This window comes from Janthinobacterium sp. YR213, from assembly GCF_900099875.1.
Lineage (GTDB): Bacteria > Pseudomonadota > Gammaproteobacteria > Burkholderiales > Burkholderiaceae_D > Janthinobacterium > Janthinobacterium lividum.
The window spans coordinates 1,203,789-1,230,522 of sequence record NZ_FNDA01000001.1; the positions used below are offsets into that span (position 1 = coordinate 1,203,789).

The 26,734-nt window shown below is 61.7% G+C and carries 20 protein-coding genes; 10 read left to right on the forward strand and 10 right to left on the reverse strand.

The genetic code is table 11. The features are described 5' to 3' along the window. Positions 1-38 precede the first annotated feature (38 nt). The 3 genes from BLT98_RS05310 to tssK all read right to left on the reverse strand — a co-directional run bounded on the left by BLT98_RS05310 (position 39) and on the right by tssK (position 6,805). Positions 39-2,204 carry a sensor histidine kinase gene (locus BLT98_RS05310; RefSeq protein WP_092605747.1) on the reverse strand — a complete coding sequence of 722 codons (2,166 nt, stop codon included), beginning with the start codon at positions 2,202-2,204 and terminating at the stop codon, positions 39-41. Continuing rightward, positions 2,201-5,224, reverse strand: a complete 3,024-nt coding sequence (locus tag BLT98_RS05315) for a sensor histidine kinase (protein WP_139179104.1) — start codon at positions 5,222-5,224, stop codon at positions 2,201-2,203. The genes BLT98_RS05310 and BLT98_RS05315 overlap by 4 nt, the downstream gene beginning before the upstream one ends. 204 nt (positions 5,225-5,428) lie before the next feature. After that, complete coding sequence (gene tssK / locus BLT98_RS05320) at positions 5,429-6,805, reverse strand: type VI secretion system baseplate subunit TssK (protein WP_348272727.1); 1,377 nt, start codon at positions 6,803-6,805, stop codon at positions 5,429-5,431. A gap of 144 nt (positions 6,806-6,949) precedes the next feature. Between tssK and tssF the strand changes: the two genes are divergently transcribed. The 7 genes from tssF (at position 6,950) to BLT98_RS05355 (ending at position 16,181) form a co-directional block, all read left to right on the forward strand. Further along, entirely contained in the window at positions 6,950-8,755 is a 1,806-nt protein-coding gene (gene tssF / locus BLT98_RS05325) for a type VI secretion system baseplate subunit TssF (RefSeq protein ID WP_092605751.1), read from the forward strand. After that, positions 8,719-9,744 (forward strand): type VI secretion system baseplate subunit TssG, encoded by a 1,026-nt coding sequence (gene tssG / locus BLT98_RS05330; RefSeq protein ID WP_092605753.1) that lies wholly within the window; start codon positions 8,719-8,721, stop codon positions 9,742-9,744. Before tssF ends, tssG begins: the two co-directional genes overlap by 37 nt. A 29-nt stretch (positions 9,745-9,773) precedes the next feature. After that, positions 9,774-10,028: a PAAR domain-containing protein gene (locus tag BLT98_RS05335; protein WP_092605755.1), complete on the forward strand. Its 255-nt coding sequence runs from the start codon at positions 9,774-9,776 to the stop codon at positions 10,026-10,028. A 12-nt stretch (positions 10,029-10,040) separates the two neighbouring features. Next, positions 10,041-12,635 carry a type VI secretion system Vgr family protein gene (locus BLT98_RS05340; RefSeq protein WP_092605757.1) on the forward strand — a complete coding sequence of 865 codons (2,595 nt, stop codon included), beginning with the start codon at positions 10,041-10,043 and terminating at the stop codon, positions 12,633-12,635. Beyond that, positions 12,632-14,491: an esterase/lipase family protein gene (locus BLT98_RS05345; RefSeq protein ID WP_092605759.1), complete on the forward strand. Its 1,860-nt coding sequence runs from the start codon at positions 12,632-12,634 to the stop codon at positions 14,489-14,491. The genes BLT98_RS05340 and BLT98_RS05345 overlap by 4 nt, the downstream gene beginning before the upstream one ends. Positions 14,492-14,493: 2 nt before the next feature. Further along, positions 14,494-15,618: a T6SS immunity protein Tli4 family protein gene (locus tag BLT98_RS29105; protein ID WP_244517392.1), complete on the forward strand. Its 1,125-nt coding sequence runs from the start codon at positions 14,494-14,496 to the stop codon at positions 15,616-15,618. An 83-nt stretch (positions 15,619-15,701) separates the two neighbouring features. Then, entirely contained in the window at positions 15,702-16,181 is a 480-nt protein-coding gene (locus tag BLT98_RS05355) for a GNAT family N-acetyltransferase (RefSeq protein ID WP_092605761.1), read from the forward strand. Positions 16,182-16,185: 4 nt separating this feature from the next. On the opposite strand, the gene BLT98_RS28695 is transcribed toward BLT98_RS05355, so the two are convergent. From BLT98_RS28695 to BLT98_RS05380, 6 genes are all read right to left on the reverse strand, one after another. Further along, positions 16,186-16,374, reverse strand: a complete 189-nt coding sequence (locus BLT98_RS28695; protein WP_139179107.1) for a hypothetical protein — start codon at positions 16,372-16,374, stop codon at positions 16,186-16,188. Then, positions 16,352-16,729: a DUF2750 domain-containing protein gene (locus BLT98_RS05360; protein WP_092605763.1), complete on the reverse strand. Its 378-nt coding sequence runs from the start codon at positions 16,727-16,729 to the stop codon at positions 16,352-16,354. The genes BLT98_RS28695 and BLT98_RS05360 overlap by 23 nt, the downstream gene beginning before the upstream one ends. Beyond that, the gene (locus BLT98_RS05365; RefSeq protein WP_092605765.1) at positions 16,719-16,991 is read right to left on the reverse strand and encodes a hypothetical protein; all 273 of its coding nucleotides are present in this window, start codon (positions 16,989-16,991) and stop codon (positions 16,719-16,721) included. The genes BLT98_RS05360 and BLT98_RS05365 overlap by 11 nt, the downstream gene beginning before the upstream one ends. Position 16,992: 1 nt before the next feature. Continuing rightward, a complete protein-coding gene (locus BLT98_RS05370; RefSeq protein WP_092605767.1) occupies positions 16,993-17,376 on the reverse strand; it encodes an Imm1 family immunity protein in 384 nt (127 codons plus the stop codon). A gap of 2 nt (positions 17,377-17,378) precedes the next feature. Then, positions 17,379-19,019: a SulP family inorganic anion transporter gene (gene sulP, locus BLT98_RS05375; protein ID WP_092605769.1), complete on the reverse strand. Its 1,641-nt coding sequence runs from the start codon at positions 19,017-19,019 to the stop codon at positions 17,379-17,381. A gap of 67 nt (positions 19,020-19,086) precedes the next feature. Beyond that, entirely contained in the window at positions 19,087-19,656 is a 570-nt protein-coding gene (locus BLT98_RS05380) for a TetR/AcrR family transcriptional regulator (protein ID WP_092606947.1), read from the reverse strand. A gap of 127 nt (positions 19,657-19,783) precedes the next feature. On the opposite strand from BLT98_RS05380, the gene BLT98_RS05385 reads away from it, so the two are divergent. The 3 genes from BLT98_RS05385 (at position 19,784) to BLT98_RS05395 (ending at position 24,076) form a co-directional block, all read left to right on the forward strand. Further along, positions 19,784-20,770, forward strand: coding sequence for an SDR family oxidoreductase (locus tag BLT98_RS05385; RefSeq protein ID WP_092605771.1), 987 nt, complete (start codon positions 19,784-19,786; stop codon positions 20,768-20,770). Between the two features lie 3 nt (positions 20,771-20,773). Continuing rightward, positions 20,774-21,649, forward strand: coding sequence for a non-homologous end joining protein Ku (locus BLT98_RS05390; protein ID WP_092605773.1), 876 nt, complete (start codon positions 20,774-20,776; stop codon positions 21,647-21,649). Positions 21,650-21,754: 105 nt separating this feature from the next. Further along, a complete protein-coding gene (locus tag BLT98_RS05395; protein ID WP_170846297.1) occupies positions 21,755-24,076 on the forward strand; it encodes a PAS domain S-box protein in 2,322 nt (773 codons plus the stop codon). Here the strand turns inward: BLT98_RS05395 and ligD are convergent. After that, on the reverse strand, positions 24,060-26,558 hold the full coding sequence (ligD, locus tag BLT98_RS05400; RefSeq protein ID WP_092605775.1) for a DNA ligase D: 2,499 nt from the start codon (positions 26,556-26,558) through the stop codon (positions 24,060-24,062). The two genes, BLT98_RS05395 and ligD, sit on opposite strands and share 17 nt — an antisense overlap. Positions 26,559-26,734: the final 176 nt, after the last annotated feature.

Below are 26,734 nucleotides of genomic sequence, written 5' to 3' on the forward strand. Positions count from 1 at the left end.
GTCTTTTCATCGAATCCGATGTTGTCAGCCCACACTTTTCAAGCGTGCGCCGGCGCGCCCTCATTCTCCAGCAAGTCGCACAGCTGGCGGTACTGATGCTGGTCGAGCATGGCCTGCAGCGGCGCCAGCACGGGCGCAGCCGCCGGCGGCAAGTCACCCAGCAGCAGCGCCACCCTGGCCAGATTCAATTCGCGCAGCGCCACCAGCAAGGCCGCGCGCTCTTCACCTGCCAGCAACAGCAAGTCTCGCGCCCGCAGCGCCGGCGGCGCCTCGGGCACCGGCGCCGCCGGCAGCGGCACGGGCACCTGCACGGGCGCTTCCGCCGCCTGCGCGGGTATGCTGAAACGGAAGGTGGCGCCCTGCCCCGGCATCGATTCCACTGTCAGTTCGCCTTTCATCAATTGCACGAATTCGCGCGAAATGGCCAGGCCCAGGCCCGTGCCATCCTTCGGTCCCGCGCTGTCGGCCTGCACGAAGGGTTCAAAAATGCGCTGCTGGTCTTCCGGGGCGATGCCGATGCCCGTGTCGCTGACGGCGAACGACAGCATCCATTGATCGCCATCGCGCCGCTCAGCGCGCACGCGCAAGGTCACTTCGCCGCCGCCGGCAAATTTGACGGCATTCGACATCAGGTTCAGCAGCACCTGGCGCAAGCGCGTCGCGTCGAGCACCACGGCCGCCGGCAGGTCCGCGCAATCGAGGCGCAGGGCCAGGCCCTGCTGCTCGGCGCGCATGCCCAGCATGTCCATCACTTCCTGCAACAGGGGCGCCAGCGCCGCCACGGCCGTCTGCGCGTGCAGGCGTCCCGCCTCGCCCTTCGACAGTTCGAGGATTTCATTGATCAGGGTAAGCAGATGATTGCCGGAGCGGTGAATGATGGCCAGGTTGCGCTTTTCATCGTCCTGCATGTTAGGCGAGGCGGCCATCAGGCGCGAAAAGCCGATCACGGAATTCAAGGGCGTGCGCAGTTCATGGCTCATGTTCGCCAGGAAGGTACTCTTGGCGCGGTTCGCCGCCTGCGCCTGGCTGACGGCCACCGACAGGGCGCTCGTGCGCTCGGCCACCAGCTCTTCCAGGTGATGGCGGTGGCGCAGCAGTTCCAGTTCGGCCTCGCGGTGCGCCGTGATGTCGTAGTTCGAGCCCACCAGACGCATGGGCTGGCCCTGCCCGTCGCGGAAGATCACGGCATCGGCCTTGATGTAGCGGATGGCGCCATCGGGCCACAGGATGCGGTACTCGTGCGTGAACGCCTGGCCGGCTCCCAGCGCGGCACGCAGGGCTTCCTTGGCGGCCGGCACGTCGTCGGGCATCAGCGCCGCGCGCCAGATCGCCGCGGGTGCCATCCTGCTGTCCGCATCGGCCTTGAACTGCGCGTACATCTGCTCATCCCACTGCAAGGCATCGTTGATGACGTTCCAGTCCCAGATGCCGATGCTGGCCGCGCCGGTGGCCATCTGCACGCGCTCCTCGCTGCGCTGCAGGGCGCGGTAGCGGCTGTCGAGCAGTGCCACCATGTCGCGGATGGAGCGGTACAGCGTGCGTAGTTCGCCCAGGAACCAGGCTTTCGGCGGCGTGCCGAATGCTTCACCCTGCCCCGCCTTGATGCCGGCCGCATACTGGCCAATCGCCTTCAGGGGCTTGAGCATCAGACACCACATGAGCAACCAGACGCTGGCCACCAGGATCACGTCGAGCGCCACGATCATGGCGCCGATGCCCAGCGCGCGCTGCTGCAGCTGCGCGTGCAGCAGCGCCGGCGTCGCATACACGGCCACGCTGCCGATGACCTGTCCGCCCATCGTCACGGGGCGCCGCTGCACCAGCCAGTCGGGCTCCGCGGACAACGAGGAAAAGCTGTCGATGGCGCCGCTTGCCGTGCGGCGCAAGACCAGCGCCTCCTTGCCGATGCCCGGCGTCAGGGAACTGGCCACCAGGTCGCGCTTGCCCAGCATGCTGCGCATGATGGCCTGCATCTGCTTTTCATCGAGATTCCACAATGGCAGTTCGATGGCCACGGCCAGCTGGTCCGCGCTCACGGCCAGGCTGCGATGCAGCTGCTGCCAGCGCTGCTCGCGTTCGGACTGGTAAAACAGCACGGCAAACACCAGCAGCAGCGCGGTAACGACAAAGGTCAGCGCCACGCTGACGGCCAGCACGATGGACACGCCGCCCAGGCGCGCGTCTTTGGGCAAGTGAAAAGTCATGCGTCCTCGCCCTGCGGCTCGCTCGCCAGTTGCGCCAGCAAGGCGCACAGCGGCTGGTACTGATGCTGTTCCAGCATGGCGGCGATATGCGCGGCCAGCTGCGGCAGGCTGGTCGCCACGCCGGCCAGCACGATGGCGCTGCGGCGCAGATCGAGGGCCTGCACGGATTCGAGCAGCGCCTGCCGCTCGGCAGCGCCCAGCTGGCCCAGCGCCTGCTGCAAGTCAAAGACAGCCACCGGCACGCGCGGCGGCGCGGCGGCAGTACGCTGGAAGCGCACGCCCAGTTGCTGCTCCAGCATGGCGAACAGGTGTTCCTGCTCGATCGGCTTGCGCAGGAAACCGTCGGCGCCGGCCGCCAGCGCTTCCTGTTTTTCCTCCTCGAAGGCGGAGGCGGTCATGATCACCAGGCGCGGCTGCACCAGCGCCGGCTGCGCGCGCAGCCAGCGCGTCAGCGCCAGGCCGTCCATGTCCGGCATGCGCCAGTCGCTGAGCACAATGTCGTAGCGCTGCGCCGCCAGCATGGCTTGCGCCTGCACGCCGCCCGCCGCCTCCTGCAGCTGGAAGCCCAGCGGCGCCAGCAAGCCGGCCAGCAGCTTGCGGCAGTTATCATCATCGTCGACCAGCAGCACCATGCGCCCGCGTTGGGCTGGCGGCAGGCGCGCCACGCGGCCCGGCGCCAGCGACGCGATGGCCGGCTGCTGCAGCACCGGCGCGCGCAGCTCGAAACTGAAGCGGGACCCGGCCCCCAGGGTCGATTCGACACGCAGCTCGCCGCCCATCAGACGCACGAATTCGCGCGAAATGGTCAGCCCCAGTCCCGTGCCAGCCTGCGCCACGGCGCTGTCGGCCTGCACGAACGGTTCAAAGATGCGCTCCAGATCCTCTTCCGCGATGCCGCTGCCCGTATCGCGCACGGCAAACGCCAGCGCCACCTGTCCATCGCCGTCCGCCTGGCAGGCCAGCGACAGGGTCACGCTGCCCTGCTCGATGAACTTGAGCGCGTTCGACAGCAAATTCAACAGCACCTGGCGCAGCTTGGCGCCATCGAGACGCACCAGCGGCGGCACGCCGGCACGTTCGAGCCGCAGCGCGATACCCTGGTCGCCGGAGCGCATGCGCACCATCTCGAGCACCTCGTCGAGCAAGCCATTCAAGTCCACGGGCCCCGCTTGCAGCTGCATGCGGCCCGCCTCGATCTTCGACAATTCCAGGATATCGTTGATCAAGGTCAGCAAATGATGGCCGGCGCGGTTGATGATGGCCAGGTTATGCTTTTCTTCCTCGAACATGCTGCTCGAATCGGCCATCATCTGCGAAAAGCCGATCACGGAATTCAAGGGCGTGCGCAATTCGTGGCTCATGTTGGCCAGGAAGACGCTTTTCGCGCGGTTCGCCGATTCGGCCTCCGTGACGGCCACCGACAGGGCCGCCGTGCGCTGCTGCACCAATTCTTCCAGATGGTCGCGGTAGCCGAGCAGCTCCTGCTCGCTTTGCTTGCGCTCGGAAATGTCGACGATGCCGCTGCGCACCAGGCGCCGCCCTTCCATCGGCAAGCGCACCAGCCGCACTTCGCAGGGAAAGATGCTGCCGTCGGCGCGCCGCACATTGCGTTCAACCAGGATGGGTTCACCGAGCATGGCGCGGCGCAGATGCTCTTCCATCATCAGTCCCAGCGGCAGGCCATCGGGCTGCTCGCCGGTATACAGGTCGAACGGCCCGCGCGCCAGCAGCGCTTCGCGCGACATCCCCAGCATGCGCTGCGCGCTGCTGTTGGCATCGATGAAGCGGTCCAGGTCCAGGTCATACACGACGATGGCTTCGGGGGCATGTTCGACGAGGATGCGGAAGCGCTGCTCGCTTTCGCGCGCATCGCTCTCGGCGCGGCGCAGGCGGCGGCGCTGCAGCAGCAAGGCGCTCAGCATGCACGCCATGGCAAGAAACACGGCGCCGGCCGACAGCACGGCGACGCGGTGTTCGTGCCACAGTTGCGGCGGGCGGTTGAAGAACAGGGTGTGCGGCGGCAGCCGGCTGAAGTCCGCATCCCAGCGCTGCAGCTGTTCCCAGTCATACATGGGCACCGGGCGGACCGGCGGCAGCAAGGCGCCCGGCGCGGCAGGCGCCTTGCCGGCCAACACGGCCAGCGACATCTGCGCCACCTGCTGCGCGGCCCCTTCGATGTGCAGGATGGAGCCGCCAAGGATCCCCTTGCCCACGTTCGTGTTGTACATGCCGAACGCGGGCACGTTCGCCAGCCGCGCCAGTTCCCCTGCAAACTGCACGGGCGTGGCGATGGCGCCGTCCACGTCGCGGTTGACATTGCCCGCCACCAGCAAGGTATCGGCGGGCAGGTGCGCCACGGCCGCGCGCATCTGCTCCAGGGTCAGGTCATCGAGGTAGCGCATGGCCACCTTGCCCTGCCACGCCTGCGCCGCCTGCTGCATGTTGCGCTTCAAGGCCTGGTCGGCCTCGCTGGCGCCGACGGCCATGACGATGGTTTTGGTATCCGGGAACAGCGCCATGGCTTGCGCCAGGGTGCCGGGGAAATCGACATTCGCCTTTTGCTGCCAGATGGATGCCGGGCTGCCGGCCGGCAAAGCCTTGCCCGAGGTGTTAATCGCCAGCACGGGCACGCCGCGCGCCAGCGGCGCCAGGTCGGACAATAAAAAATCAAGCGCCGGCTGCTGCATGGCGATGATCAGGTCGGCCTTGCGGCCCATCATCTGGGTGTATCTTAAAAGCAACAAATCACGCATCTCGTTGCGCAGCGCCGGGTCGCCCTGGGTATTCAGGTTCAGGTGCTCGACCATGATGTCTTCGCTGGCCAGGCCCGCGGCGGCCATGGCGGCAACATAGGTCCGCGTGTACGACTCCACGCCGGCGCGGCCGTAATCGTAGGCGTTGAGAAACAGCACGCGCTGGCCCTGGTGCGGCGGCGCAGCCGGCACGGCGGCCGGGGCTGCGGCGACACAGAACGCCAGCAGCAATGCGCGGCCACAGCGACGCACCGCTGCCCTGCTCATCCCGCCGCCAGGCCGCCAGCCGCCCGGCACATCACGCATCATTCGCCATGCCCATGCTCACTCCCGCCTGTCACCATGTTTCAACTATGCGCTGACTGCTCAGCCACCGACACTTACAAAAACATGATAACGTCAACTGCAGGGGCAAGTCTATTCCTTAGGGCAATCTTTTGACAAGACATCCGCTCGCAGCGCCCACCATCGTTACGCGGCGGTGCCGCTGATACCGAACAATTCCAGCTTTAACCCTTTTATGCCAGACGGCACATAAATCGCAATCGCCTGGGCCTTGATCATGCTGTCATAAATACTGCCCTTGTTATCGATCGAAAAGTAATACGTATTGGGCCGTACTGGCACTTCGGCAGGGACCTGGGCCATATGGCGCAACTCGGCACCCGGAAGCGCCCGCCCCAGTAATAGTTCGATAGTGTCCGGAGAGGAAACTTTGAACTGTAATGGCACCGTGGCGACCAGTTCCAGCGCCGGCATATCGGCGTTTACCGCAAGACAGAGTTCGGTCTGCCGGTCAATCCGCTTGGCATCGAGCAAGCCGTGATAGTGGGTGTTTTGTTGCATGTCGTTGGACAGCGCAATCGGGAAATAGCGCGACAGCAGCACAGTATCGATCAGGTCGCGAATGATGCCATCGAGCTTGCCGAAACCGGGAGCCGCGTCATCGTGACAATACGCCGGCAAGTCGCTCAGTGTGTATTTTTTCGAAAACGTCATCAAGCCACCGGCCAATGCCATCAATTTTTCAAACAAATATACGGGATGGTGGTGCCGATAACTGGCGCAATGGCTGAGCGTGGCGCTGGCCGTACTCAATGTATTGAGCATCCAGAATGAGGAAACATCCCCCCCATGAAATTCAACCGTATTTTTACCGGGCTGACGGTGGCGGCTGTACAGCGCCTCAACTTTCGCGCCCATGCGGTCGATCAGCGATTCGAGTATTTTTTGCAGAGAAGACTCGGCGCTGATGGTCAGGCCAGGTGGAATGAAGGACGTATCGACTTCAAAGCCGCCATTGCCAGCGCGGTACAAACGGATCAGCGGAATGGCAAGGTAATCGTTCAGGGGCTCCAGTTGCGACAGAAGATACACGCGTTTCTTCAGGTAAGCCACGTCAATGCTGACTGCTTCGCTATACAGATCAGGGGTTTCGATATCCACCTGAACATAGCGCGCGCCGGCAGAACTCGAATTGCCGCCATGTGCCCGCAGCGCGGGCAGCGCGGCATAAAACGTAAAACTATGTTCGCTGGAAGGTAGCTTGGACAGGTCAACCGCACTGGGCAATACATCGCCAAGCGGCGCGTCAAAGAGCTCTCCATCCTGAAAGACGAGCGACATGGCGTCCGCCCGCAGACTGTTGTTGGCCAGTGCATCCGCATTCCAGCTGACGCTGTGCACGCCCCATAAATGTGGATTAATGAGTGAGGCCAGACGTTGCAGGCGCGCTTCATGGTAGCGGTCCAGTTGCTGGAACTGCTGGGGACCGATGGCCAGTCCTTCGGACCAAAGTAATTTGGATGGCAATGTCATCGCGTTCTCCATGTTGACCGTTGGAATCATGCTGCCTTGCCAGTCTGATGTTGCCAGCGTTGACGTCTTTGATGTTGCGCAGTAACCCTATTCAATTATTTGCGCAAACGCAATTTACCTTTGAGCAAACGCTCGGATACTGGCCATTCCGCCGCAAAGACACAGGAAACAGAGATGGAGGACTTGCTGCCGTATTTCGAACGCGAGCTGGTGATGCTGCGGCGACATTGCCGTGAGTTCTCCGAACGCTATCCGCGAATCGCCGGCAAACTGCACATGTCCGGCGAGTCTTGCGAAGATCCGCACGTCGAACACTTGATCGAATCGGTGGCCATGCTGGCGGCACGCATCTCGAAACGGCTCGATGACGACTATCCGCAATTTACCGAAGCCTTGTTCGAAGCCCTGTTCCCCCATTATCTGCGGCCCTTTCCATCGTGCACCATCGTTCACCAGTCCGTCCCAGCCGCTGGAGCGGGCGTATTGCACTTGCCGGCGGGCAGTGAAATGGACGCAACGCCTGTGCGCGGCGTGCGCTGCCGCTTCAAGACTGCCTACGGCATGACGACAGGAGCATCGGTACTGGAAAGCACGTTTTTCGATACGATGATCAAGGCGCCGCCAGGCGTACGCCTGCCAGCACAAGCCAGTTCCTCGCTGAACATTGGCATCCGGCATCTCGACGCAGCACCTGCATCACTGCGCGTTTTCATCGATGGCGAAGCTTCTTTTTCCGCCGCATTGCGCGATGCCTTGTTCATGCATGCAGTCTGCGCTTTTGTGTCCATCGACGCAGTGCAATGGTTTGCTTTACCCGCCGTGCCCTTGACGCCCGTCGGCTTCGCCGACGCGGATGCCTTGATACCTTTCGGTGCCCGTTCCCAGCCGGCCTACCGCATCCTGAGCGAGTATTTTGCGTATCCGGAAAAATTCAATTTCTTCGACATCGATATCGCGACGCTGAGTACGGCCCTGCCGCCTGGGTGCCAGCGCTTTACCCTGCATCTGTGCATGGCAGGTTTGCGACCCGATTGCGCTGCGGCACGCATGTTATCCAGCATTTCCAGCGAAAACTTAAGGCTGGGCTGCAGTCCGGCGGTCAATCTTTTCCGCCAGGAAGGCGTGCCGATCGCCATCACCCGGCAGAAAGCCGACTACGCCGTGCTGGCCCATGCTACCCATGCCCATGGTTACGAAGTCGTCACTGTCGATATGGTGCGTTTGTTGCGCCAGCGGGGAGGGGAAAGCACGCTGACCGAATTTCGCCCGCTGTACAGCCTGCGCCATGGCGAAAGCGCGGCGCAACAAGGCCATTACTGGATCGTTCGCCACGACATGGCTTTGGCCATCAAAAGTCCTGGCCATGAAAAGAAAATCACGCTGGTCGATGGCGACTTCAATCCCTTGATCCATGAAAAGGCCAGCTTGTCGCTGTCGCTGACATGCAGTAACCGCGATCTTCCGCTATCGCTCAAATATGGCCAACCGCAAGGAGACTTGCAACCGTGCGGCGGCGGACCCGCATTGCACATGCTGCGACGCCCCAGCCAGCCGCGACGCTTTTCACCGGGCGCGGGCCTGCACTGGCGCCTGATTTCGCACCTGACGCTGAATCATCACGCGCTGGTCCAGGAGGGCTTGCCGGCGCTGCGCGAAATGCTGACACTGTATGACCTGTCCCAATCGGCAAGCTCGCAACGCCAGATCGACGGCATCGTCGCACTGACGCACTCGCCGACCACGACCTGGCTGCGGCACAAGCGCGGCACCTCGCTGGCGCATGGCGTGGAGGTGCGCATCACGCTTGACGAGGGGGCGTTCGTCGGCAGCAGCATGCACCTGTTTGTGCAGGTGATCGATCACTTCCTTGGGCTATATGTGCAAATCAACAGTTTCATCGAACTGGTGGTGCTGTCACTGCAAAGCGGAGAGGAGCTGATCCGATGCAAACCAAGAAGCGGACTGCAGAATCTGGTGTAATGCACCACTTGCTGGCCGAGCCGTACCGCTACCAATTCGTGCAGGCAATACGTATTCTGCTGTGCTGGCTACGTCAGCAGAACGTGTCCCATGCGCAAGCCTTTGGCCAGGTGTTGCGTTTCAAGAACAGCTTGTCATTGAGTTTTCCCGCCAGTGAAATCGAACAGCTTTCACTCGACGACAATGAACAGCTGACCTTGATACCGACGTTCATGCGCTTTCTGGGCATCGGCGGTACCTTGCCTTTGCACCATTCGGAACGTATCGCCGGCCACCGCTTGTCGAGCAAAGACGCCGGCGTTCCGGCCTTCCTCGATATCTTTTCGCACCGCATGCTCACGCTGTATTACCAGGCGTGGGAAAAGTATCGACTGGAATCCGCGCTCCAGACCCAGGCAACGGATGCGCAACTACCTTTGCTGATGGCACTGGCCGGCGTGCAGCGCACTGCACTGCCGTCGAACGGAGAAACTGATGCTGTGACGCAGGATGTCGCGGCCTGGTACGCGGGTCTGCTGCGCTGCCGCCCCGTCTCCGCGCAAGTAATCGGCCCCGTGCTGGCCGAGTACTGCGCCGTACCCGTCACCCTGCAACAATTTGTCGGCGGCTGGGACTATCTTGAAAAAGATAGGCGCAGCCTGCTGGGCAGTGTCAACTTTACCCTGGCGCGCGGCGCAACGCTTGGCCTGCGGCTGTGGCGCCAGGATATGCGCGTGTGCCTGCATATCGGTCCGCTGGATGCTGCTGGCCTGCAACGCTTCCTGCCGCGCAGCACAGGCGCGGCGGCTTTGGCAAAGATGCTGGCGATGTTCGGCGTACCAGACTTGCAATATGAAGTGCGGCTGATATTGAGTCCGTCATGCATTACTCCCCTGCTCCTGAGCTCCAACCCTTCAGAAAGACGGCGCTTGGGCTGGACGACGTTCTTGCAGACAGCACAAGGCAAGGTACGCGGCGCCGAAGTGCGTTATTTGCTGCAACTGGCTTGAGTACTTCACTCTTGGAAAGCGAGGCAAGCATGAAACATGCGGGACGCGGCGTCATCCGGCTCGGAGACGCAACCGATCACGGCGGCAAGGTCACCAGCGCATCGTCCGGCAGCACCGTGATGGGGAAGACTGCGGCGCTGGCCGACGACACAACGTTCTGCCCCAAGTGCAAGGGCAGTTTTCCGATCACGCCGGATGGCGCCGGCGCAAAACACATGGGCAAGCCGTACGCCTATGACGGCGATGCCACCGCCTGCGGCGCCCACCTGATCACATCCCTGTAACGGAGGCAGGCCATGCATGCAAGCATCCAGGCGGCACTGTCGGCCTTCGACCTCGCCGCGCAAGAACGGCGCCTGCTGAAGATCGATTTCCCCCATGAAGATGGGCCAGCCGGCGCCATCCTGCTGGTCAATTCGCTGACTGCCAGGGAGGAGGTGTCGCGCGACTTCCGTTTCGAGGCCGAACTGCTGTCCGATGACGCGCATATTGCGCTCAAGGCCATGATGGGCCGCATGGTGAGCATTTCCATGGTGCGCGACGATGGCACGCTGCGCCACTTCAATGGCTATGTGGGCGAGTTTTGCCTGCTGCGCGCCGATGGCGGCTTTGCGTGGTACCGCATGGTGCTGCAACCATGGCTGGCCTTCGCCCGGCTGCGCCAGGACAATGTGTCCTTTCATGGCCAAAGCGTGATGCAGCTGACCGAAACAACGTTCGCACACTACGAGCAGCGCGACTGGAAAACCAGCATCCATGGGGACGATCCGCAGATCACCTGCGCCAACCAGCACAATGAGACCGACTATAACCACCTGCACCGGCGCTGGGAGGCGCGGGGCTGGCATTACTGGTACGAACACCGCGCCGATGGCCATACGCTGTGGCTCGCGGACAACAGCACCCTGGCGGACATGGTCGCCACGGCGTCCGGAGACGGAGCCATGCGTTTTCACGCCGAATCGGGTGCCATGGAAGACGATGGCCTGCAACAGTGGCAAGCCGTGCGCCGGATCGGCTCCGGGCAGCTGACTTTGGCCAGTTTCGACTATAAAAATCCCCAGCCGCGCCTTGCCAGCGGCTACTCCCTGAATCGCCAGGGTGATGTATTTGCCCATGAGCTATATGAAAACACGGGCGCATATGGCTATAAGAATATCGACGAGGGAGAATCCCTAGCGCAACGCCGCATGGAAGAAAGCGACCATTTGCGCCAGTATTTCGAGGCAGCCGGCAATCACCGTGGCGCACAGCCTGGCCTTTGCTTCCGGCTCGATGGACATTTCAGCGCCGAGGAAACACGCTGCCAGCCTGGCCAGGAGCGCCCGGACAATATCGCCGAACGCGAGTACCTGATCCTGTCAGTCATGCATAGCGCCAGCAATAATTATCAGCTTGGCCCTGGCACACCTTCCCACTATGTCAACAAGTTGGTGTGCGTGCGTCGGGACATCCGCTGGCGGCCGGGTCGTGGCTACAACAGCACACCGTGCGTGGTTGCCGGTGTGCAGACGGCGCTGGTGGTCGGACCGGCCGGAGAGGAAATCCATACCGATGCACTGGGACGCATCCGCCTGCAGTTTCACTGGGATCGTCTGGGTGAATTCGATGAGCGCAGCTCGCCATGGATACGCGTCATGATGCCGATGGCGGGTCAGCAAATGGGACACATCGCCTTGCCGCGCGTGGGCCAGGAAGTCGTTGTGCAATTCCAGGACGGCAATATCGACCACCCTATCGTCATCGGCGTGGTCTACAACAGCGCCAATCCGCCGCCGTGGCAACTGCCGCAGCAGCGTGCCCTGTCCGGCTTGCGCAGCCGTGAACTGGGCGCCCGCAGCGCCAACCATCTCGTGCTCGACGATACCAAGGGTGCGATCCAGGCGCAACTGCGCAGCGAACACCAGGACAGCCGGCTTTCACTGGGCAACATCACCCGCATCGACGACAATGCCGGCCGCAAGGAAGCGCGCGGCGTGGGCTTTGAACTGGCCAGCAGCGCCTGGGGCGCCCTGCGCGCGGCCAAAGGCATGCTGATCACCACCGAAACACCGGCAGGCGGCGGCTCCGTCAAACAACTCGACGAAACACAGGCCCGTCTGGCGCAAGCACGTCAACTGCAGCAAGGCTTGGCCGGCATGGCTGTCGACGCGGGCGCGCAAGACAGCGCAGCACAACAAGGCGCCGTCGCCGAGTCCATCCAGCGGCAAAACGCCGCAATCAAGGGCGCCGGCGGCGATTTTCCGGAACTGGCCGAACCGCATTTGCTCCTGGCCAGCCCGGCCGGCATCGAGTTGAGCACGGCCCAGTCGATCCACCTCGCCGCCAGCGAGCATGTGGCGCTCACCAGCAGCAAGCATATTTCACTCGCCAGCGGCGACAGCATGTTTGCCAGCATTGCCAGGACCTTCAGCCTGTTCGTGCACAAGGCCGGCATGAAACTGATCGCCGCCAGCGGCAAAGTGTCCATCCAGGCCCACAGCGACGAGGTGGAAATCCTCGCCCAGAAAGTCTTGTCTCTGATCAGCGAAGCGGACTGGGTCAACATCAAGGGCAAAAAAGGCGTACGCCTGCACGGCGCCAACCACATGCTGGAAATCAGCGACAAGGTGCAGTTCTTCACCTCTTCTCCCGTGCTCTTTAACGGCAACCTGGAAACACTGGCGCCGAAGAGCGTGTCGCAGGAATTCAATGAGAGGCCAAGCAGCAGCTTTGATCAGGAAGTGTTGTTGATGGAAGCGGCCGACGAACCCGCTGTCGGCATCGATTTTGAAATACTGCGAGAGGACGGCAACATGGCTGGCAAAAGCGGTGACGACGGCTCGACGAGCCTACAAAAATCCACCGGCATGGACAGCTATGTGATTCGATACAAAGGAGAACTGCCATGAGTGATAACGATGAGCTGAACAAACGCGGCAATCATCCAAGACAATTTACACAGGGTGTGGGCGGATGGGCTGAGTATGCAGTGCAGATGACCAGAACCAGCGATACAGCACGCCATGAAGTCGCCAAGCCCCCCGGCAAAGTGATACCGATCATTTTTCTGCCAGGTGTCATGGGCAGCAACTTACGTACGTCCAAGGCACGACAAAAACGGTTGGAGCGCCCAGACAATCGAGCATGGCGACCGGACGACTTGATGGGGGTGGGGGGAATGGCAGATGTCGCCGCCGGAACTGGTTTGGGCGGATGGTTCAGAGAGGCTACGCCTCAACAACGTCAGTTGGTGTTTGACCCCAACGAAACAGAAGTCGAATATTACCATTACACAGAAAACAATGGACGATTTGACGCGGAGGGGCCAGAAACAATGGCTTCCGATATGCGACATCAGAATGTTCCTGACAGTCTGACACCCATTCCCCCCCTGATTGGATCGAACAGAATCAATCCCGGCAGTCGTCCGGTACAAGGAAAACCGCAAGCGTTCGCAACTCCAGCGCAGGTGGCGCGATGGCGCGGCTGGAGTGAAGTGTTGTTTGATGGCGCTTATGGCTCCATGCTTCAACACACTGAAAAACATATGAACAATATAGTCTTTGGCGGAAAGCTGCATCCAGTCTGGCGCGGCACAAGTGGCTTGAGTGCGTCGGTGATGAAAGACCCTTCCACGTTTGGTGGCATATCAGGTAATCCCATAACTGAAGAAGACTTGAAAAAAATCGCGGCATGCTGGTATCCAGTTCACGCGATGGGCTACAACTTTGTGCAGAGCAATGGCGTCACTGCCGTGACCATTGCCAAACGCCTAAAAGGCCTGGTCAAAGGTTATCGTGAGCGAGGCTTCAAGTGTCATGAAGTCATTCTGGTCACGCACAGCATGGGTGGCCTGCTGGCCCGCGCCTTGATACATCCCGACTATGGAAAAATAGTCAACGACAAGGACCTGACAATACTTGGCATTTATCACAGTGTTATGCCCGCCATCGGCGCCGCCGGAGCATATAAACGCATGCGCTTCGGCTTTCAGGAAAAAGACACTACTGCGGGTGAATACGAAGCAGAGGTACTTGGCATCAATGGCATCCATGCGACCGCTATTCTGGCGAATGCTCCGGCACCGCTGGAGATGATGCCTGGCGTCGTCTACGGTGAAAAATGGCTCAGGGTGGTAGATCAGCAAGACAAAGAACTGTGGAGCTGGCCGCGCGAGGGCGCTACGGCATTGGATGCTATTTACTTGCAGCCACCGAATGCGTGGTGGCGGCTGATAAATCCGAAATGGATAAATCCGGCAAACATCGACAAAAAAAGTGGAGGTGGCCTTGAGAAGGTCAAGTATAGGCTTAACGATGCATTCAAATTCCTGAACTCAATAAAAGAAACTTTTCACACCACCACCTTTGCAAGCTACTGCGCCTCACCAAAGAGGTTAAGTTATGGGAATGTCGTATTTAAAGTAATTGAAGGACTCAACAGCGGACTATCAGTTCCTATGGAAAGTCAAAATTTACCTCCATCTGAAAAATGGACACTACTTGAAGACAATGCTAAAAATGAGCTTGTTGTTCAAGCTGGCACTCGAAAATTACGATTAAAGCTAATGCCAGCCAGCGCCGCTGGCGATGACACAGTTCCATCACAAAATTTAGAGAAGTGCTTTAAAAAGGAAAGATTATTTATTCACGGGGTAAAAGATGGCACCGATTACGGACATCAAGATAGCTATTCAAATCCCAATGTACTTGCTTCAATGCTGTATTCCATCATACAAATCGCAAAAACCGCAAAGTGGACCTAATCATGTTTAGTCAAAAAAAAATATTAATTCTTTTCACTACCATTGCATTGTTTGGATTATTTCAACCTTGTAAAGCACGAAGCACCATCGAGGAGAATGCCGTGTCAGAAAATATCGCTCTTACTAAACGTTTTGAAGTGCTCTTTCTGCAAACGAAATTGGCATGTTTTGGGCGTTATGCACTGCGCATACCGCAAGAGGTTGAATTGATTTCTGGCGAGACATCCCTCCCATCAACGATTAGAATAAGAACCGATGGATTGGTAGGGAGGGACATACAGGTTTTAGAGGATATTGAACAAATAAAGTTCAATAATCCAACCTCGGAAATTATCTACAACGGCATAGGTCCAATTGAAGACAGTTGGCAGATTCAGTATTTTGAGAATGAATACACCAAAAATGAAGGTGATATATATTTCAACACATACATTACAAAAGGAAACATAACATTTACGATAGGAGATTCGACCCCAGAAGGCCAGACCAAGCAAAGTGCTGAACAAAAACAAGTAGTTCGCGCAAAAAATTTACACCTACGCAAAGAAGATGAGATACCGTCCGAATCCGGCAACTGTATTCCTTATGGGTTCATTTTTGACAATATTTATGACGAACAAGAAATAGTCAATACAGGACTGTATCTCCCAAGCTTCCCAGATGTAACGTTCTCCGTCAGCTCGAATAAGAACGCTTATGGTGACTACTCACCTGCTGAGTTCGAAAATAATGTGAGAGGTGACCTTTCCTTAATTCACCGAATTCAGCAAGCAAAAGACCGGCAAGGCAATCGCTATCCCAAGAGAACCGTGCTACGCGAAGGCAAACGCAACGTCCAGCACTGGCAAGGAGAAGAGTCGCTGATACGACGAACCGATGGCGTACACGATTTTGAATGGGCCCTGGTCGGCAAGCCGCGCGATGTCGCGAATCCATCGGTACTGGAGGTCAGGATGTTCACCAAAGTCGCCCACAATATGGTCGGTGCCGCCGAAGCATCGTCGCTGACCGACGAGGAAGCCATCGCCTTGTGGGACAAGCTGCTGTCCGGCCTGAAGTTCCGGGTGAAGGTGCCGGGTGCGCCGCCAGGTTCGTACTACATCGATCCGGACAAGCCGGCGCAGTGATGGCTGGACAAACGTGGCAAGCACTCTTGCTGGCGTGATACAAGCCATTGCGCTAGCATGGTCCTTTTGCCCGGAAGGCTTCCATGCCCATTACCCTGCGCCCCGCCCTGCCCGACGACATAGCCGCCCTGTGGGCCCTGCGCACGGTGGCCGTGCGCGTCAGTTGCGCTACGCACTATGCAGCGGAGCAAATTACTGTGTGGACGGCTTCGCCCGTGCCGGACTCTTATGCCGCCATGCTGGCTGCGGGTGGCGGCATCGTGGCGATGCAGGGCGAGATCATTGCCGGTTACGCCATGCTCGATGCGGACAAGCAGGAAGTTGACGCCGTTTTTGTCGATCCCGCGCATGCGGGACTCGGCATCGGCAAGCGCCTACTGGCGGCGCTGGAGCAACTGGCGCGCGGGCGCGGCATTGCGCGTCTGCATCTGTCCGCGTCGCTCAATGCCGTGCCTTTTTACGCGGCTGCCGGCTTTACAGCCTTGCGCGAGGAAGCGTATGCGCACCCGAGCGGCATCAGCCTGGCCAGCGTGGCGATGGAAAAGGCGCTGGCGGCCGCCTGAGCCGTCAATCGTCCGTCGCAGCAGCCTCGGACTCGGCCAAGCAGTGCTGCGGCGTCGCGATCAGGGCGCGCACTTCATCGCCGCCCAGGTCCAGCGGGTCGCCTTGCGCGCCGACGGCGATCAGGCAGATGGCCGAGCCGTCGTACCAGGCGTCCAGGCGTTCCTTGCCCTCATTCATATTCCTCTGATTCATGTTGCAAATCCCTCAGTAAATCAGCCGGCGCCGCGATGCTGGCGCTGCCTTGCGGCACAGGGAAAACGAAAGCCAGCTGGCCATTCTGGTTCATACCGGGCAGCCACTTGGCCAGGAAATCGCCGAGCGCGATGGCGCGCGGCTGAAAATGTTCCCAGTCGCCGCTGGCGCACGCCTGCGCAAACGCGGCTTCCGGCCAGAACGGGATGGCAACCTTGCCGTCGACTTGCGCAGTGGCCCAGCCATCGCGGTACAAGCCCCACACTTCTTGCGTATCGGCTGCCTTGCGCACAAAGTAGGCATGGCGCTCGGCGGACGGCAGCCCCGCCACCTGCTTGAACTTGTCAGGATGCATGCTCGTCTCCTGCCCCGTCCCATACCCGCAGCTGCGGCGTGCACCAGCCCGTCACCATGTCGAGGGCGTCCAGTATCACGTCTTCCAGCGGCCCTTCCTGCGTGGCGGGACGCAATTCCTGCAACAAGGCGGCCACTTGCGCCGCCGTCACGCCGCTGGCCTTGTAACGCAGCAGGATGGCGCGCAACGTGAGCAAACCTGCCCTGGCGTCCAGCGCGGCCAGCAAGTCCCGGTCGATATCGGCGATGATGGTTTGCGGCATCTCAATCCGCCTCCCACGCGAGGGCGGCCGGCCGCGCGCCGCCCGTCCTGAAAAACTCGGCAAAAGCACGCTGGCCTTGTTCCACGTCCACGCACCATGCCTCGGGATACTCGTCCACCTGGCCATTCGACAGCAGATAGCTGCAGGCACCGTCTGCCTCCTCGTCGCCCAGCGAGTGAAAACTCAGGTCGTCCTGCCCCGACAGATACATCAGCCAGGCATTGCCGCCATTGCGCAACATGCACAGGGCCGGACCCTGCTCCGCGTCCGTGGCCAAGGTCAGCCACAGCTCGCACTGCGCCAGCGCGCGCGCCTCTTGCAGCGCTTGCTCCAGCGCAAGGATGCTATCCACCACGCGCGGCTCGCCGTGCAGATTCATTTCCATGTTCACGCGTTTTCTCCACTTAGATCGGCCGTCGCCAGGGCCGTGCTCAGGTACAGCTTGCCGCTCAGGTCTTTCAATAGACTGCTCTGGCGCAGACGGTCCATCACGGGCCCTTTCACTTCGGCCAGGTTCAGGCTGATGCCGCGCTTGATCAACGCGCTGTTGAGTTCGATCAAGCCCAGCAAGGCCGTACTGTCGATCTGGTTGACGGCCGACAGCACCAGCACCAGGTGGCGCGCCGTCGGGTGGCCGCGCAACTCGTCTTCCACGCGCTCCGTCACGGCTTCGACGTTGCCGAAGAACAGACCCGCATCGATGCGCAACAGCAAGACGTCCGGCAAGGTCTGCGCCTCATAGCGCTCCACGTTGCGGAAGTGCTCGCTATTCGGGATGCGGCCCAGCACGGCGATGTGCGGACGGCTGGCGCGCCAGATCAAGGTGCCCATCGACAACAGCACGCCGATCACCACGCCCGCTTCCACGCCCAGCACCAGCACGCCGGCCGTCGTCGCCAGCAGGGCCAGCGCATCGCTGCGGTCGTAGCGCCACGACAGTTTCAAGGTGTCCCAGTCCAGCAGGCTGCTGACGGCAAAGATGATGGTGGCTGCCAGAACGGGCAGCGGCAGCAGGGCCAGCCAGCCCGTGGGCGCCACCAGCGCAAGCGCCAGCAGGCCGGCCGTGATGATGCTGGCCAGGGGCGTGTTGGCGCCCGCCTGGAAATTGACGGCCGAGCGGGAAATCGAGCCCGTGACGGGGAAGCCGCCCGACAGCGCGCTGGCCACGTTGGCCGCGCCCAGCCCCAGCAGTTCGCGGTTGGTCTGCAGCTTTTCACCGCGTTTTTGCGCCAGGGTCTGGGCGGCGGACATGCTCATCAAAAAGATGATGAAGGCGATCAGGAGCGCCGGCGACAGCAGGGTGCGCCAATGGGCGCTCGAGGTAGCCAGGTTCAGGCCCGGCAAGCCGCTGGGCACGTGACCGGTCGTCTGCACGCCCATCGCTTCCAGGCCGCCATAGGCGACCAGCGCGATGCCGGCCAGCACCAGCGCCATCGGCGCCAGGCGCGCGCCCACGTCGGCCGCCACCTTGTTCAGGCCGCAACGCTGCAGCAGGCGCGACAGATAACGCTTGGCCAGCCACAGGAACAACAGGCCGGACAGTCCAAGCACGAGGCTGGGCGTATGCCAGTGGGGCCAGGTGGCACCCAGCAAGGGCGTGATCTGGCCCCAGATGATCAGGATCGCGGCGCCATTGCTGAAACCGCTGATCACGGGGCGCGACAGGAAACTGGCCATGAAGCCCAGGCGCAGCACGCCGCACAGCAACAGGACGAGGCCGCTGATGAAGGCCAGCTGGGCGGCCAGGACGATATACAAGGAGGAGCCGGGGTCGGCCAGCGGCGCCAGGGCGGCGGCCGTCATCAGGGATACGATGGCCATGGGGCCCACCGATTGCGTCATGCTGCTGCCGAACAGGGCGTACAGCACGGGCGGCAAGATGCTGGCATAGATGCCCACCACGGGCGGCAAGCCGGCCACCAGCGCATAAGCCATGCCTTGCGGCACCATCATCATGGCGACAACGATACCGGCAGTGATGTCTCCGGCCAACAGAGGACGCCGGTATTGCCTGAGCCAGAGCAGCATGGATGATCCCGAAATCTGAAAACCGAAGCCTATCATGCGATGCGGCCGGCCGACAGGGGGAACGCGTTCACTCTTGCAGCAATTGCGCCTTCACGGCATCGAGGATTTCCGCCGACAGGGCTTCGTCATCGACGGAACGGGCCAGCACCATGCCCCCCACCATGGCGGCAAACGTGGCGATCGCCTGCTGGCGCCGCTCTTCCGGTGCGCCGTCGGGCAGCAAACCCTGCAGCAAGGCGAACTGCTGCTGCGTGGCCGCCGTAAACGCGGGACGCGCGCCGGGCGACATGCGCGCCACGTCGACGCCCATGGCCGCCGCAGGGCAACCACCGCCGGGCTGGTCGCGGTGCCGGGTGGTCAAATAATTGTCGATAATGGCCGGCAACGCCCGCTGCGGGTCGCTGGCGACCTTTCCCTGCCAGCCTTCCAGCGATTTCTCCAGGGCATGCTGGCACGCCTCGATCATCAAGTCTTCCTTGGACGCGAAATGGCCATAGAAGCCGCCATGCGTCAGGCCCGCGTTCTTCATCAAATCGGCCACGCCGATGCCGTCATAGCCCTTTTCGCGGAACAACTTGGCCGCCACCTCCACGATGCGCTCGCGGTTCAGCGCCGCCTGTTCCCTGCTTACCTTCATGCTGCCCTCCCACATTTATGTCAATCATCATATAACTTTACGCCTGTTTGCGCCACTCTGTTAGCAAGCGCACCGTTTGATGCGGTTGCCGCGCCGATACTGGATCTTCGTTTCCAGGGAGGCCAGCATGAACGAGAACAAGGACCAGTCCGCCGGTAACTTGCAGCGCAGCATACAGCAGGAGCAGGATCAGGAGGACAAGCAGCGCGATGCCGCCAAGCAAGGCAAGGCAAGCAAGCCGCCTTTGCAGACGGGCCACCGCAACCAGCCGACGCCTCCCCTGCCCGCCCAGCACCTGGACAAGCCCGGCCTTGAAACACAGATGGCATTGAAACCCCGCTTCCTGGCGCCCGACTACTGCGGCAGCGGCAAGCTGGCCGGCATGGTCGCCATCATCACGGGCGGCGATTCGGGCATCGGCCGCGCCGTGGCCGTGCTGTACGCGCGCGAAGGGGCGGATGTCGCCATCATTTACCTGAACGAACACGCGGACGCCCACGAAACCAAGCGCTACGTGGAAGCGGAAGGCCAGAGCTGCCTCCTGATTGCCGGCGACGTGCGCGACCAGGGCTTTTGCCAGCAAGCCGTCAGCCAGGTGCTGGACAAGTTCACGCACATCGACGTGCTGGTCAACAACGCAGCCTTCCAGGAACATGCGGAATCCTTGCTGGACCTGAGCGAGGAACGCTTCGACCTCACCATGAAAACCAATGTCTACGGCTACTTTCATATGGCCAAGGCCGTCCTGCCCCACTTGCAGCGCGGCGCGTCCATCATCAATACGGGCTCCGTGACGGGCTTGCAAGGCTCGAAGCACTTGCTCGACTATTCCACCACCAAGGGTGCCATCCATGCGTTTACCATGGCGCTGGCCGGCAACTTGCTGGACAAGGGCATACGCGTGAACGCCATCGCGCCCGGACCCGTCTGGACGCCCCTCAACCCGGCCGACAAGTCGCCCGAGGACATCCAGAAATTCGGCCAGGACACGGACATGCGCCGCCCGGCCCAGCCGGAAGAGCTGTCGCCCGCCTACGTCTTCCTGGCATCGCCCGCCTGTTCCAGCTATATCAGCGGCATCGTCCTGCCCATCACCGGCAGCGTGGGGGACTAGGCGATGGCGCGCGCACTGTGGAAAGGCGCCATCAGCTTCGGCCTTGTGCACATCCCCGTCGAGCTGATTTCAGCCAGCCTCGACCATGAACTGGACTTGTCCATGCTGGACCGGCGCGACTTTTCACCCATCGGCTACAAGCGCTACAACAAGAAGACGGGCAAGGAAGTCGAGTGGGACGACATCATCAAGGGCTATGAATACAAGACGGATGAGTACGTGGTGCTGTCCGAGGAAGATTTAAGGCAAGCCAATGTGAAGGCCACGCAAACCATCGACATACTGACCTTTGTCGATGCGCTTGAGGTGCCGCTGACCTTTTACGAGCACCCGTATTATTTGCTCCCCGCCAAGGGCGGCGAAAAAGTCTATGCGCTGCTGCGCGAAACCTTGCGCAAGGCGAACAAAGTGGGCATCGCCAGCGTGGTCATGCGCACCAAGCAGCATTTGTGCGCACTCGTGTGCGTGGGCGACGCCATCGTGCTCAACACCCTGCGCTACGCCGATGAAATCCGCCCCACAGACGACCTGGACTTGCCCGGCAGCACCCTGAAATCGGCCGGCATTTCCGACAAGGAACTCAAGATGGCCCTGTCGCTGGTGGAAGGCATGAGCGAAGCGTGGGAACCTGGGCAATACCACGACAGCTACCGCGAAGACGTGCTGGCGCTGGTCAGGAAGAAAATCAAGGCCAAGCAGACCAAGACCATCACGCCGCCCGCGCCCGAGCCAGCAGAAGAGCACGGCAACAACGTGATCGACCTGGTCGCCCTGCTGCAGCAAAGCCTGGGCAAGAAAGCGTCCGCCGCGCCGGCCCGCAAGCGCGCGGCCTCGTCCACCGCCCGCAAGCCGCCGCCCGCCAGGCGCAAGGCGGCCTGAACCACCCCACCCGCTTAGCGAGACTCTGCCATCATATAAATGCATTGACTTTGATCCGGCTTCTCGCTACGTTATGCACAGGCCTGCCACCCGGCAAGCCCTGTCATGCGTGCGGAAAAAATGGATGCCGAGTTTGATCAGCTTATCCTCAGCAACGCCCCTGGCGGCGTTGTCATCACGAACGAAGAGCATGCCGTCGTGCGCTGGACAACCGGGGCGCAGCGCATCTTCGGCTATGCCAGCGACGAAGCGCTGGGCCGCACGCTGTGGGAACTGATCTCCTTGCCGGGACAGGCAGAAGCGCCCGCCCTGATTGACGAGCAGCTGGCCTTGCATGGCAGTTACGACCGCGAATCGCTGCGGCGGCGCAAGGACGATGAGCTCATCTACGTCGACGTGGCATGCCAGGCCGCACTCGCGGCGCCGGACGGCCACCGCTACCTGATTTCCACCATGAAGGACACGACCTTGCTGAAGGCGGCGCGCGACGCCCAGTTCGTTGACGTGCGCTACCGCGTGCTGTTCGAGTCCACGCCGGACAGCGTCATCATGGTCAATGCGACGGGCGCCATCGTGCTGGCCAACCAGCAGGCACAGCGACTGTTCGGCTATGCGGAAGGCGAATTGAGCGGCAGGCAAATCGATAGCCTGCTGCCGCAACGCCTGCGCCATGCGCACGTGGGGCACCGCGCGCGCTATTTCGACCAGCCCCGTACGCGCACCATGGGCGCCGACCTGGAATTGCTGGGTTTGCGCAAGGACAACGTCGAGTTCCCAGTCGAAATCAGCCTGTCGCCGATCCAGACGGAAATCGGCACCTTCGTCATCAGCGCCATCCGCGACGTCAGCGACCGCCGCCGGGCCGAGCAGAAGTTCCGCGGCCTGCTCGAATCGGCGCCGGACGCCATCGTCATCGTCAACGGCGATGGCGAGATCGTGCTCGTCAACTCGCAGACGGAACGGCTGTTCGGTTACTCGCGCGCGGAGTTGCTCGGGCGCAATGTGGAAGTGCTGATCCCGGCCCGCTATGCACACGATCATCCGCATCACCGCCAGTCCTTTTCCGCGGCGCCGCGCGCCCGCTCCATGGGCGCCGGCCTGGAACTGTACGGCTTGCGCCGCGATGGCACCGAATTTCCCGTCGAAATCAGCCTGTCGCCGCTGGAAACGGAGGAAGGCGTGCTGGTCTCGTCGGCCATCCGCGACATCACGGAGCGCAAGCGCATCGAGCGCACGCTGAACGAACAGAAAATCGAACTGGAACGGGCCAGCCAGGCGAAGGACCGCTTTCTCACCAGCATGTCGCATGAATTGCGCACGCCGCTGAACGCCATCCTCGGCTTCGCCCAGCTGCTGGCCAATGAAGCCCTGCCCGCGACCGTGCTGCAAAAACGCGCTTTCGTGCACAACATCGTCACCTCGGGCCGCCACCTGCTCACCCTGATCAATGAAATCCTCGACCTGGCGAAGATCGAATCAGGCAGTCTGAGCCTGTCGATCGAGCCGGTGGCGCTGCCCGTGCTGCTCGAGGAAGTGCGCGTCATGGTGGAAGAACAGGCGCAGCAGCGCCAGATTCAGCTGGTGTTTCCAGCCTGCGAGGCGCTGACGCTCAGGGCCGACCATACGCGCCTCAAGCAAGTGCTGCTGAACCTGCTGTCAAACGCCATCAAGTACAACCGTCCGGCCGGCAAGGTAGAGCTGGAAGTGTCGCAGCCCGGGGCGCAGCGCGTGCGCATCGCCATCCGCGACACGGGCAAGGGACTGGATGAGACGCAGATGGCGGAACTGTTCCAGCCGTTCAACCGCCTGGGTCAGGAGGCAGGCAGCGAGGAAGGCACCGGCATCGGCCTGGTCGTCACCAAGCGCCTGGTTGAGCTGATGGGCGGCAGCATGGGCGTGCACAGCTGCGTCGGCGTGGGCAGCGTGTTCTGGATTGAACTCGACACCATGACCGCCCCGCCCGCCAACCGACAGCCGGAATACCTGCCCGAGCCCGCCTGCGACGTCCGGGACGATGCCGGCGGCCAGGCCCTGCTGCTGTACGTGGAAGACAATCCGGCCAGCCTGCGGCTGGTGGAAGATATCGTCAGCTTCCTGCCCCATCTGCGCATGATCTCGGCCACCGACGCCCGCCAGGGTATCGCGCTGGCGCTGGAACGCCGCCCCGACGTGATCTTGATGGATATCAACTTGCCCGGCATGAATGGCAACCAGGCGCAGCGCATCCTGCGCAACGATACGCGCACGGCGCACATCCCCGTCATCGCCTTGACGGCCAACGCCATGAAGGGCGATATCCGGCATGGCCTGGCCGCGGGCTTTTTTCGCTACCTGACCAAGCCCGTCGAGATCACCCTGCTCAACGCGGCCATCGAGGAAGCGCTGCAACTGGCGCGCGCCGTCCTGCCATTCAAGCCGGAGGAGTAAAGGCCAGCTTTTTCATCGCCGCATCGATGCCCTTCGCGCTGCGCGCGTAGCCGTCCCATGGCGCATTGCCCACGTCGAGGCGGCTGTGGACATTACCCACGTTCCACTGATCGCCCGCCTTCAGTTTGTCGAGTTCATCCCAGGCCAGCGGCACGGAAATGCCCAGCCCCGACCGCGTGCGGGCAGACCACGCGCATACGGTGGTGGCGCCCCGGCCATTGCGTAAATAATCGATGAAAATCTTGCCGACGCGGTTGGCGGGGCCGCTTTTCAGGACGAAGCGCTGCGGAATGAGCTGCGCCATGTGCGCCACGATGGCTTGCGAAAACGCCTTGACCGTATCCCAATCGTGTTTCGGGCGGATCGGCACGACCACATGCAAGCCCTTGCCGCCGCTGGTTTTCAGCCAGGCAGGCAGTCCCAGCTCCGTCAGGAATGCACGCAGCAATACGGCCGCCTCGCGGATGGCGGGCCAGGCCACGCCCTTGCCCGGGTCCAGGTCGAACACCAGGCGGTTCGGCGTGTCGTAGGCGCTGGCCAGGGCGTTTTGCGTGTGAAATTCCACCACATTCCACTGCGCCGCAGACAATAAGCCCTGTGTGCTGGCCACTTCCAGCATGGCGGCATGCTCCGGATCGAGGCCGGGATCGAGCTGTTTGACGCCGGGCATGCTGGACGTGTCCGCATGCTTCTGGAAAAACAGCTCGCCGCCCACGCCGGCCGGCGCGCGCACCAGCGACACGGGCCGCCCGCGCAAGTGCACGAGCATCAGCTTGCCCACCAGCGCGTAGTAGCGCACCAGGTCGATCTTCGTCGCGCCACTGTCCCGGTCGATCACCCGGTCCGCATGGCTGACCTTGAAACTGGCCGGCAAGACGCCGTCCGGCGTGGATTTGCTCTGCATCGTCTTCTCCCTGTCGATTCGCTGCGCCCGCTCGCGCACGATGGCGGCTGGCTGTTTATCCTCGCGCAAGCCGTGAAACACGGCATGGCGCACGGCGCCACCGCTGGTCCATTGCGCAAAGCTCACTTCGGCCACCAGTTGCGGCTTGACCCAGATGGGCTGGCGCACGCCGCCCGCCTTGCCCGCGAACGGACTCGTCCCGGCTGCCAGGGCGTCAAGCCGGCGCCGCAATTCGCGCAGGCTGGCATCGCCGAAGCCGCTGCCCACATTGCCGGCATAGAGCAGCCTGCCCTGGTCATCATGCACGCCCAGCAACAGAGAACCGATGCCTTCGCGCGCGCCCTGCGGCGCCGTATAGCCGCCGATGACGAATTCCTGGCGCAGCCCGCATTTGAGCTTGATCCAGTCGCCCGAGCGCCGCGAGACGTAGGGCGAACCGCGCCGCTTGCCGATCACGCCTTCCAGCCCCAGCCGGCAGACGTGGGCCAGTATCTGCGGCGGCGTCGCCTCGAGCGCGGCGCTGAAGCGCACCAGGGGCGATGCGGGCAAGCTCTGCAGCAGCTGTTCCAGCAAGGCCCTGCGCGCCTCGACAGGCTGGCCCCGCAGATCGCGGCCATCGAAAAACGCCACGTCGAACAGGTAATACACGATCTCGCTGGTCGTTTCCGCATCGAACGCGCGCTGCAAGGCGCCAAAATCCGGGTGGCCGCTGGCGTCGTTGACGACGATTTCACCGTCATACCAGCCCGGCGGCAAACTCAACTGTTCCAGCGCCTGCCGCAGCTTCGGCAGTTTTTCCGTCCAGTCATTGCCATTGCGCGTGATCAAATTGATCCGTTCGCCATCGCAACGCGCGAGGATGCGGTAACCGTCGAATTTCACTTCGAAAAGCCACTGCTGCGCGTCTGGCGGCGGCGCATCGACCAGGGTGGCCAGCTGCGGCGACAGGGTGGCGGGCAAACCGGCATCCGGCGCTGCGGAGCCGTCCGCGCTCTTCTTGCGCTTGGGCATGGCCTTGTTCTTGACGCTGTCGGGAAACTCGTCCACGACAGAAAATTCCAGTGCCGGCCGGGCAAATGCGTCCTTTTCCTTGATCAGCAGCCAGGCAGGCTGCTTTTCGCTGCGTTTATCGCCCTTGCCTTTCATGCGCACCAGCACCCAGTTGCCATGCATCTTGTGGCCATGCAGGGTCAATTTCAGTTCGCCGGCCGCCAGCGCCTTGCGCGCATCAGGCGTGGCCGGCTGGGCTTGCCACGTCCCCTTGTCCCAGATGATGACCTTGCCCGCGCCATACTGCTTTTCGGGGATCGTGCCTTCAAAACCGGCATACGCAATGGGATGGTCTTCCACCTGCACCGCCATGCGCTTGTCGCGCGGGTCGTAGCTGGGCCCTTTTGGCACGGCCCAGCTTTTCATCGTGCCGTCCAGTTCCAGGCGAAAGTCATAGTGCAAACGGCTGGCCCAATGCTTCTGGATGACGAAGGTGAGCGCCTCGCCCGCTTCCTCCCCTCCATCCGCAGGCTCGGGCGTGGCGGCGAAATTGCGCTTGGCTTGATAGGTTTTCAAGGCGGCTTTCATGGCGGACCCATGCGGTGACGATGGCATCGAGTCTAGGCCGCTGCCGTCCCTGGCGCGGTACGCCAGCTAACAGAGTACCTGCCCCGGCAAATGTAAGTGTTTGTAATTAGCCCGAATCGCTGTCAACGCTATTGCCGTACGGCGCGTTTTTGCCTCAGTGACAGGGGAAATGCATC

Excerpts from the sequence above, each read along its gene's own strand:
- BLT98_RS28695 (WP_139179107.1), bottom strand. The coding sequence starts at position 16,374 with ATGAATCAGAGGAATATGAATGAGGGCAAGGAACGCCTGGACGCCTGG.
- BLT98_RS05335 (WP_092605755.1), top strand. The coding sequence starts at position 9,774 with ATGAAACATGCGGGACGCGGCGTCATCCGGCTCGGAGACGCAACCGAT.
- sulP (WP_092605769.1), bottom strand. The coding sequence starts at position 19,019 with ATGCTGCTCTGGCTCAGGCAATACCGGCGTCCTCTGTTGGCCGGAGAC.
- tssG (WP_092605753.1), top strand. The coding sequence starts at position 8,719 with ATGCAAACCAAGAAGCGGACTGCAGAATCTGGTGTAATGCACCACTTG.
- BLT98_RS05395 (WP_170846297.1), top strand. The coding sequence starts at position 21,755 with ATGCGTGCGGAAAAAATGGATGCCGAGTTTGATCAGCTTATCCTCAGC.
- BLT98_RS05370 (WP_092605767.1), bottom strand. The coding sequence starts at position 17,376 with ATGGAAATGAATCTGCACGGCGAGCCGCGCGTGGTGGATAGCATCCTT.
- BLT98_RS05365 (WP_092605765.1), bottom strand. The coding sequence starts at position 16,991 with ATGCCGCAAACCATCATCGCCGATATCGACCGGGACTTGCTGGCCGCG.
- BLT98_RS05380 (WP_092606947.1), bottom strand. The coding sequence starts at position 19,656 with ATGAAGGTAAGCAGGGAACAGGCGGCGCTGAACCGCGAGCGCATCGTG.
- BLT98_RS05390 (WP_092605773.1), top strand. The coding sequence starts at position 20,774 with ATGGCGCGCGCACTGTGGAAAGGCGCCATCAGCTTCGGCCTTGTGCAC.
- tssK (WP_348272727.1), bottom strand. The coding sequence starts at position 6,805 with ATGATTCCAACGGTCAACATGGAGAACGCGATGACATTGCCATCCAAA.
- BLT98_RS05385 (WP_092605771.1), top strand. The coding sequence starts at position 19,784 with ATGAACGAGAACAAGGACCAGTCCGCCGGTAACTTGCAGCGCAGCATA.
- BLT98_RS05360 (WP_092605763.1), bottom strand. The coding sequence starts at position 16,729 with ATGCATCCTGACAAGTTCAAGCAGGTGGCGGGGCTGCCGTCCGCCGAG.
- BLT98_RS05345 (WP_092605759.1), top strand. The coding sequence starts at position 12,632 with ATGAGTGATAACGATGAGCTGAACAAACGCGGCAATCATCCAAGACAA.
- BLT98_RS29105 (WP_244517392.1), top strand. The coding sequence starts at position 14,494 with ATGTTTAGTCAAAAAAAAATATTAATTCTTTTCACTACCATTGCATTG.
- ligD (WP_092605775.1), bottom strand. The coding sequence starts at position 26,558 with ATGAAAGCCGCCTTGAAAACCTATCAAGCCAAGCGCAATTTCGCCGCC.
- BLT98_RS05310 (WP_092605747.1), bottom strand. The coding sequence starts at position 2,204 with ATGACTTTTCACTTGCCCAAAGACGCGCGCCTGGGCGGCGTGTCCATC.
- BLT98_RS05340 (WP_092605757.1), top strand. The coding sequence starts at position 10,041 with ATGCATGCAAGCATCCAGGCGGCACTGTCGGCCTTCGACCTCGCCGCG.
- BLT98_RS05315 (WP_139179104.1), bottom strand. The coding sequence starts at position 5,224 with ATGAGCAGGGCAGCGGTGCGTCGCTGTGGCCGCGCATTGCTGCTGGCG.
- BLT98_RS05355 (WP_092605761.1), top strand. The coding sequence starts at position 15,702 with ATGCCCATTACCCTGCGCCCCGCCCTGCCCGACGACATAGCCGCCCTG.
- tssF (WP_092605751.1), top strand. The coding sequence starts at position 6,950 with ATGGAGGACTTGCTGCCGTATTTCGAACGCGAGCTGGTGATGCTGCGG.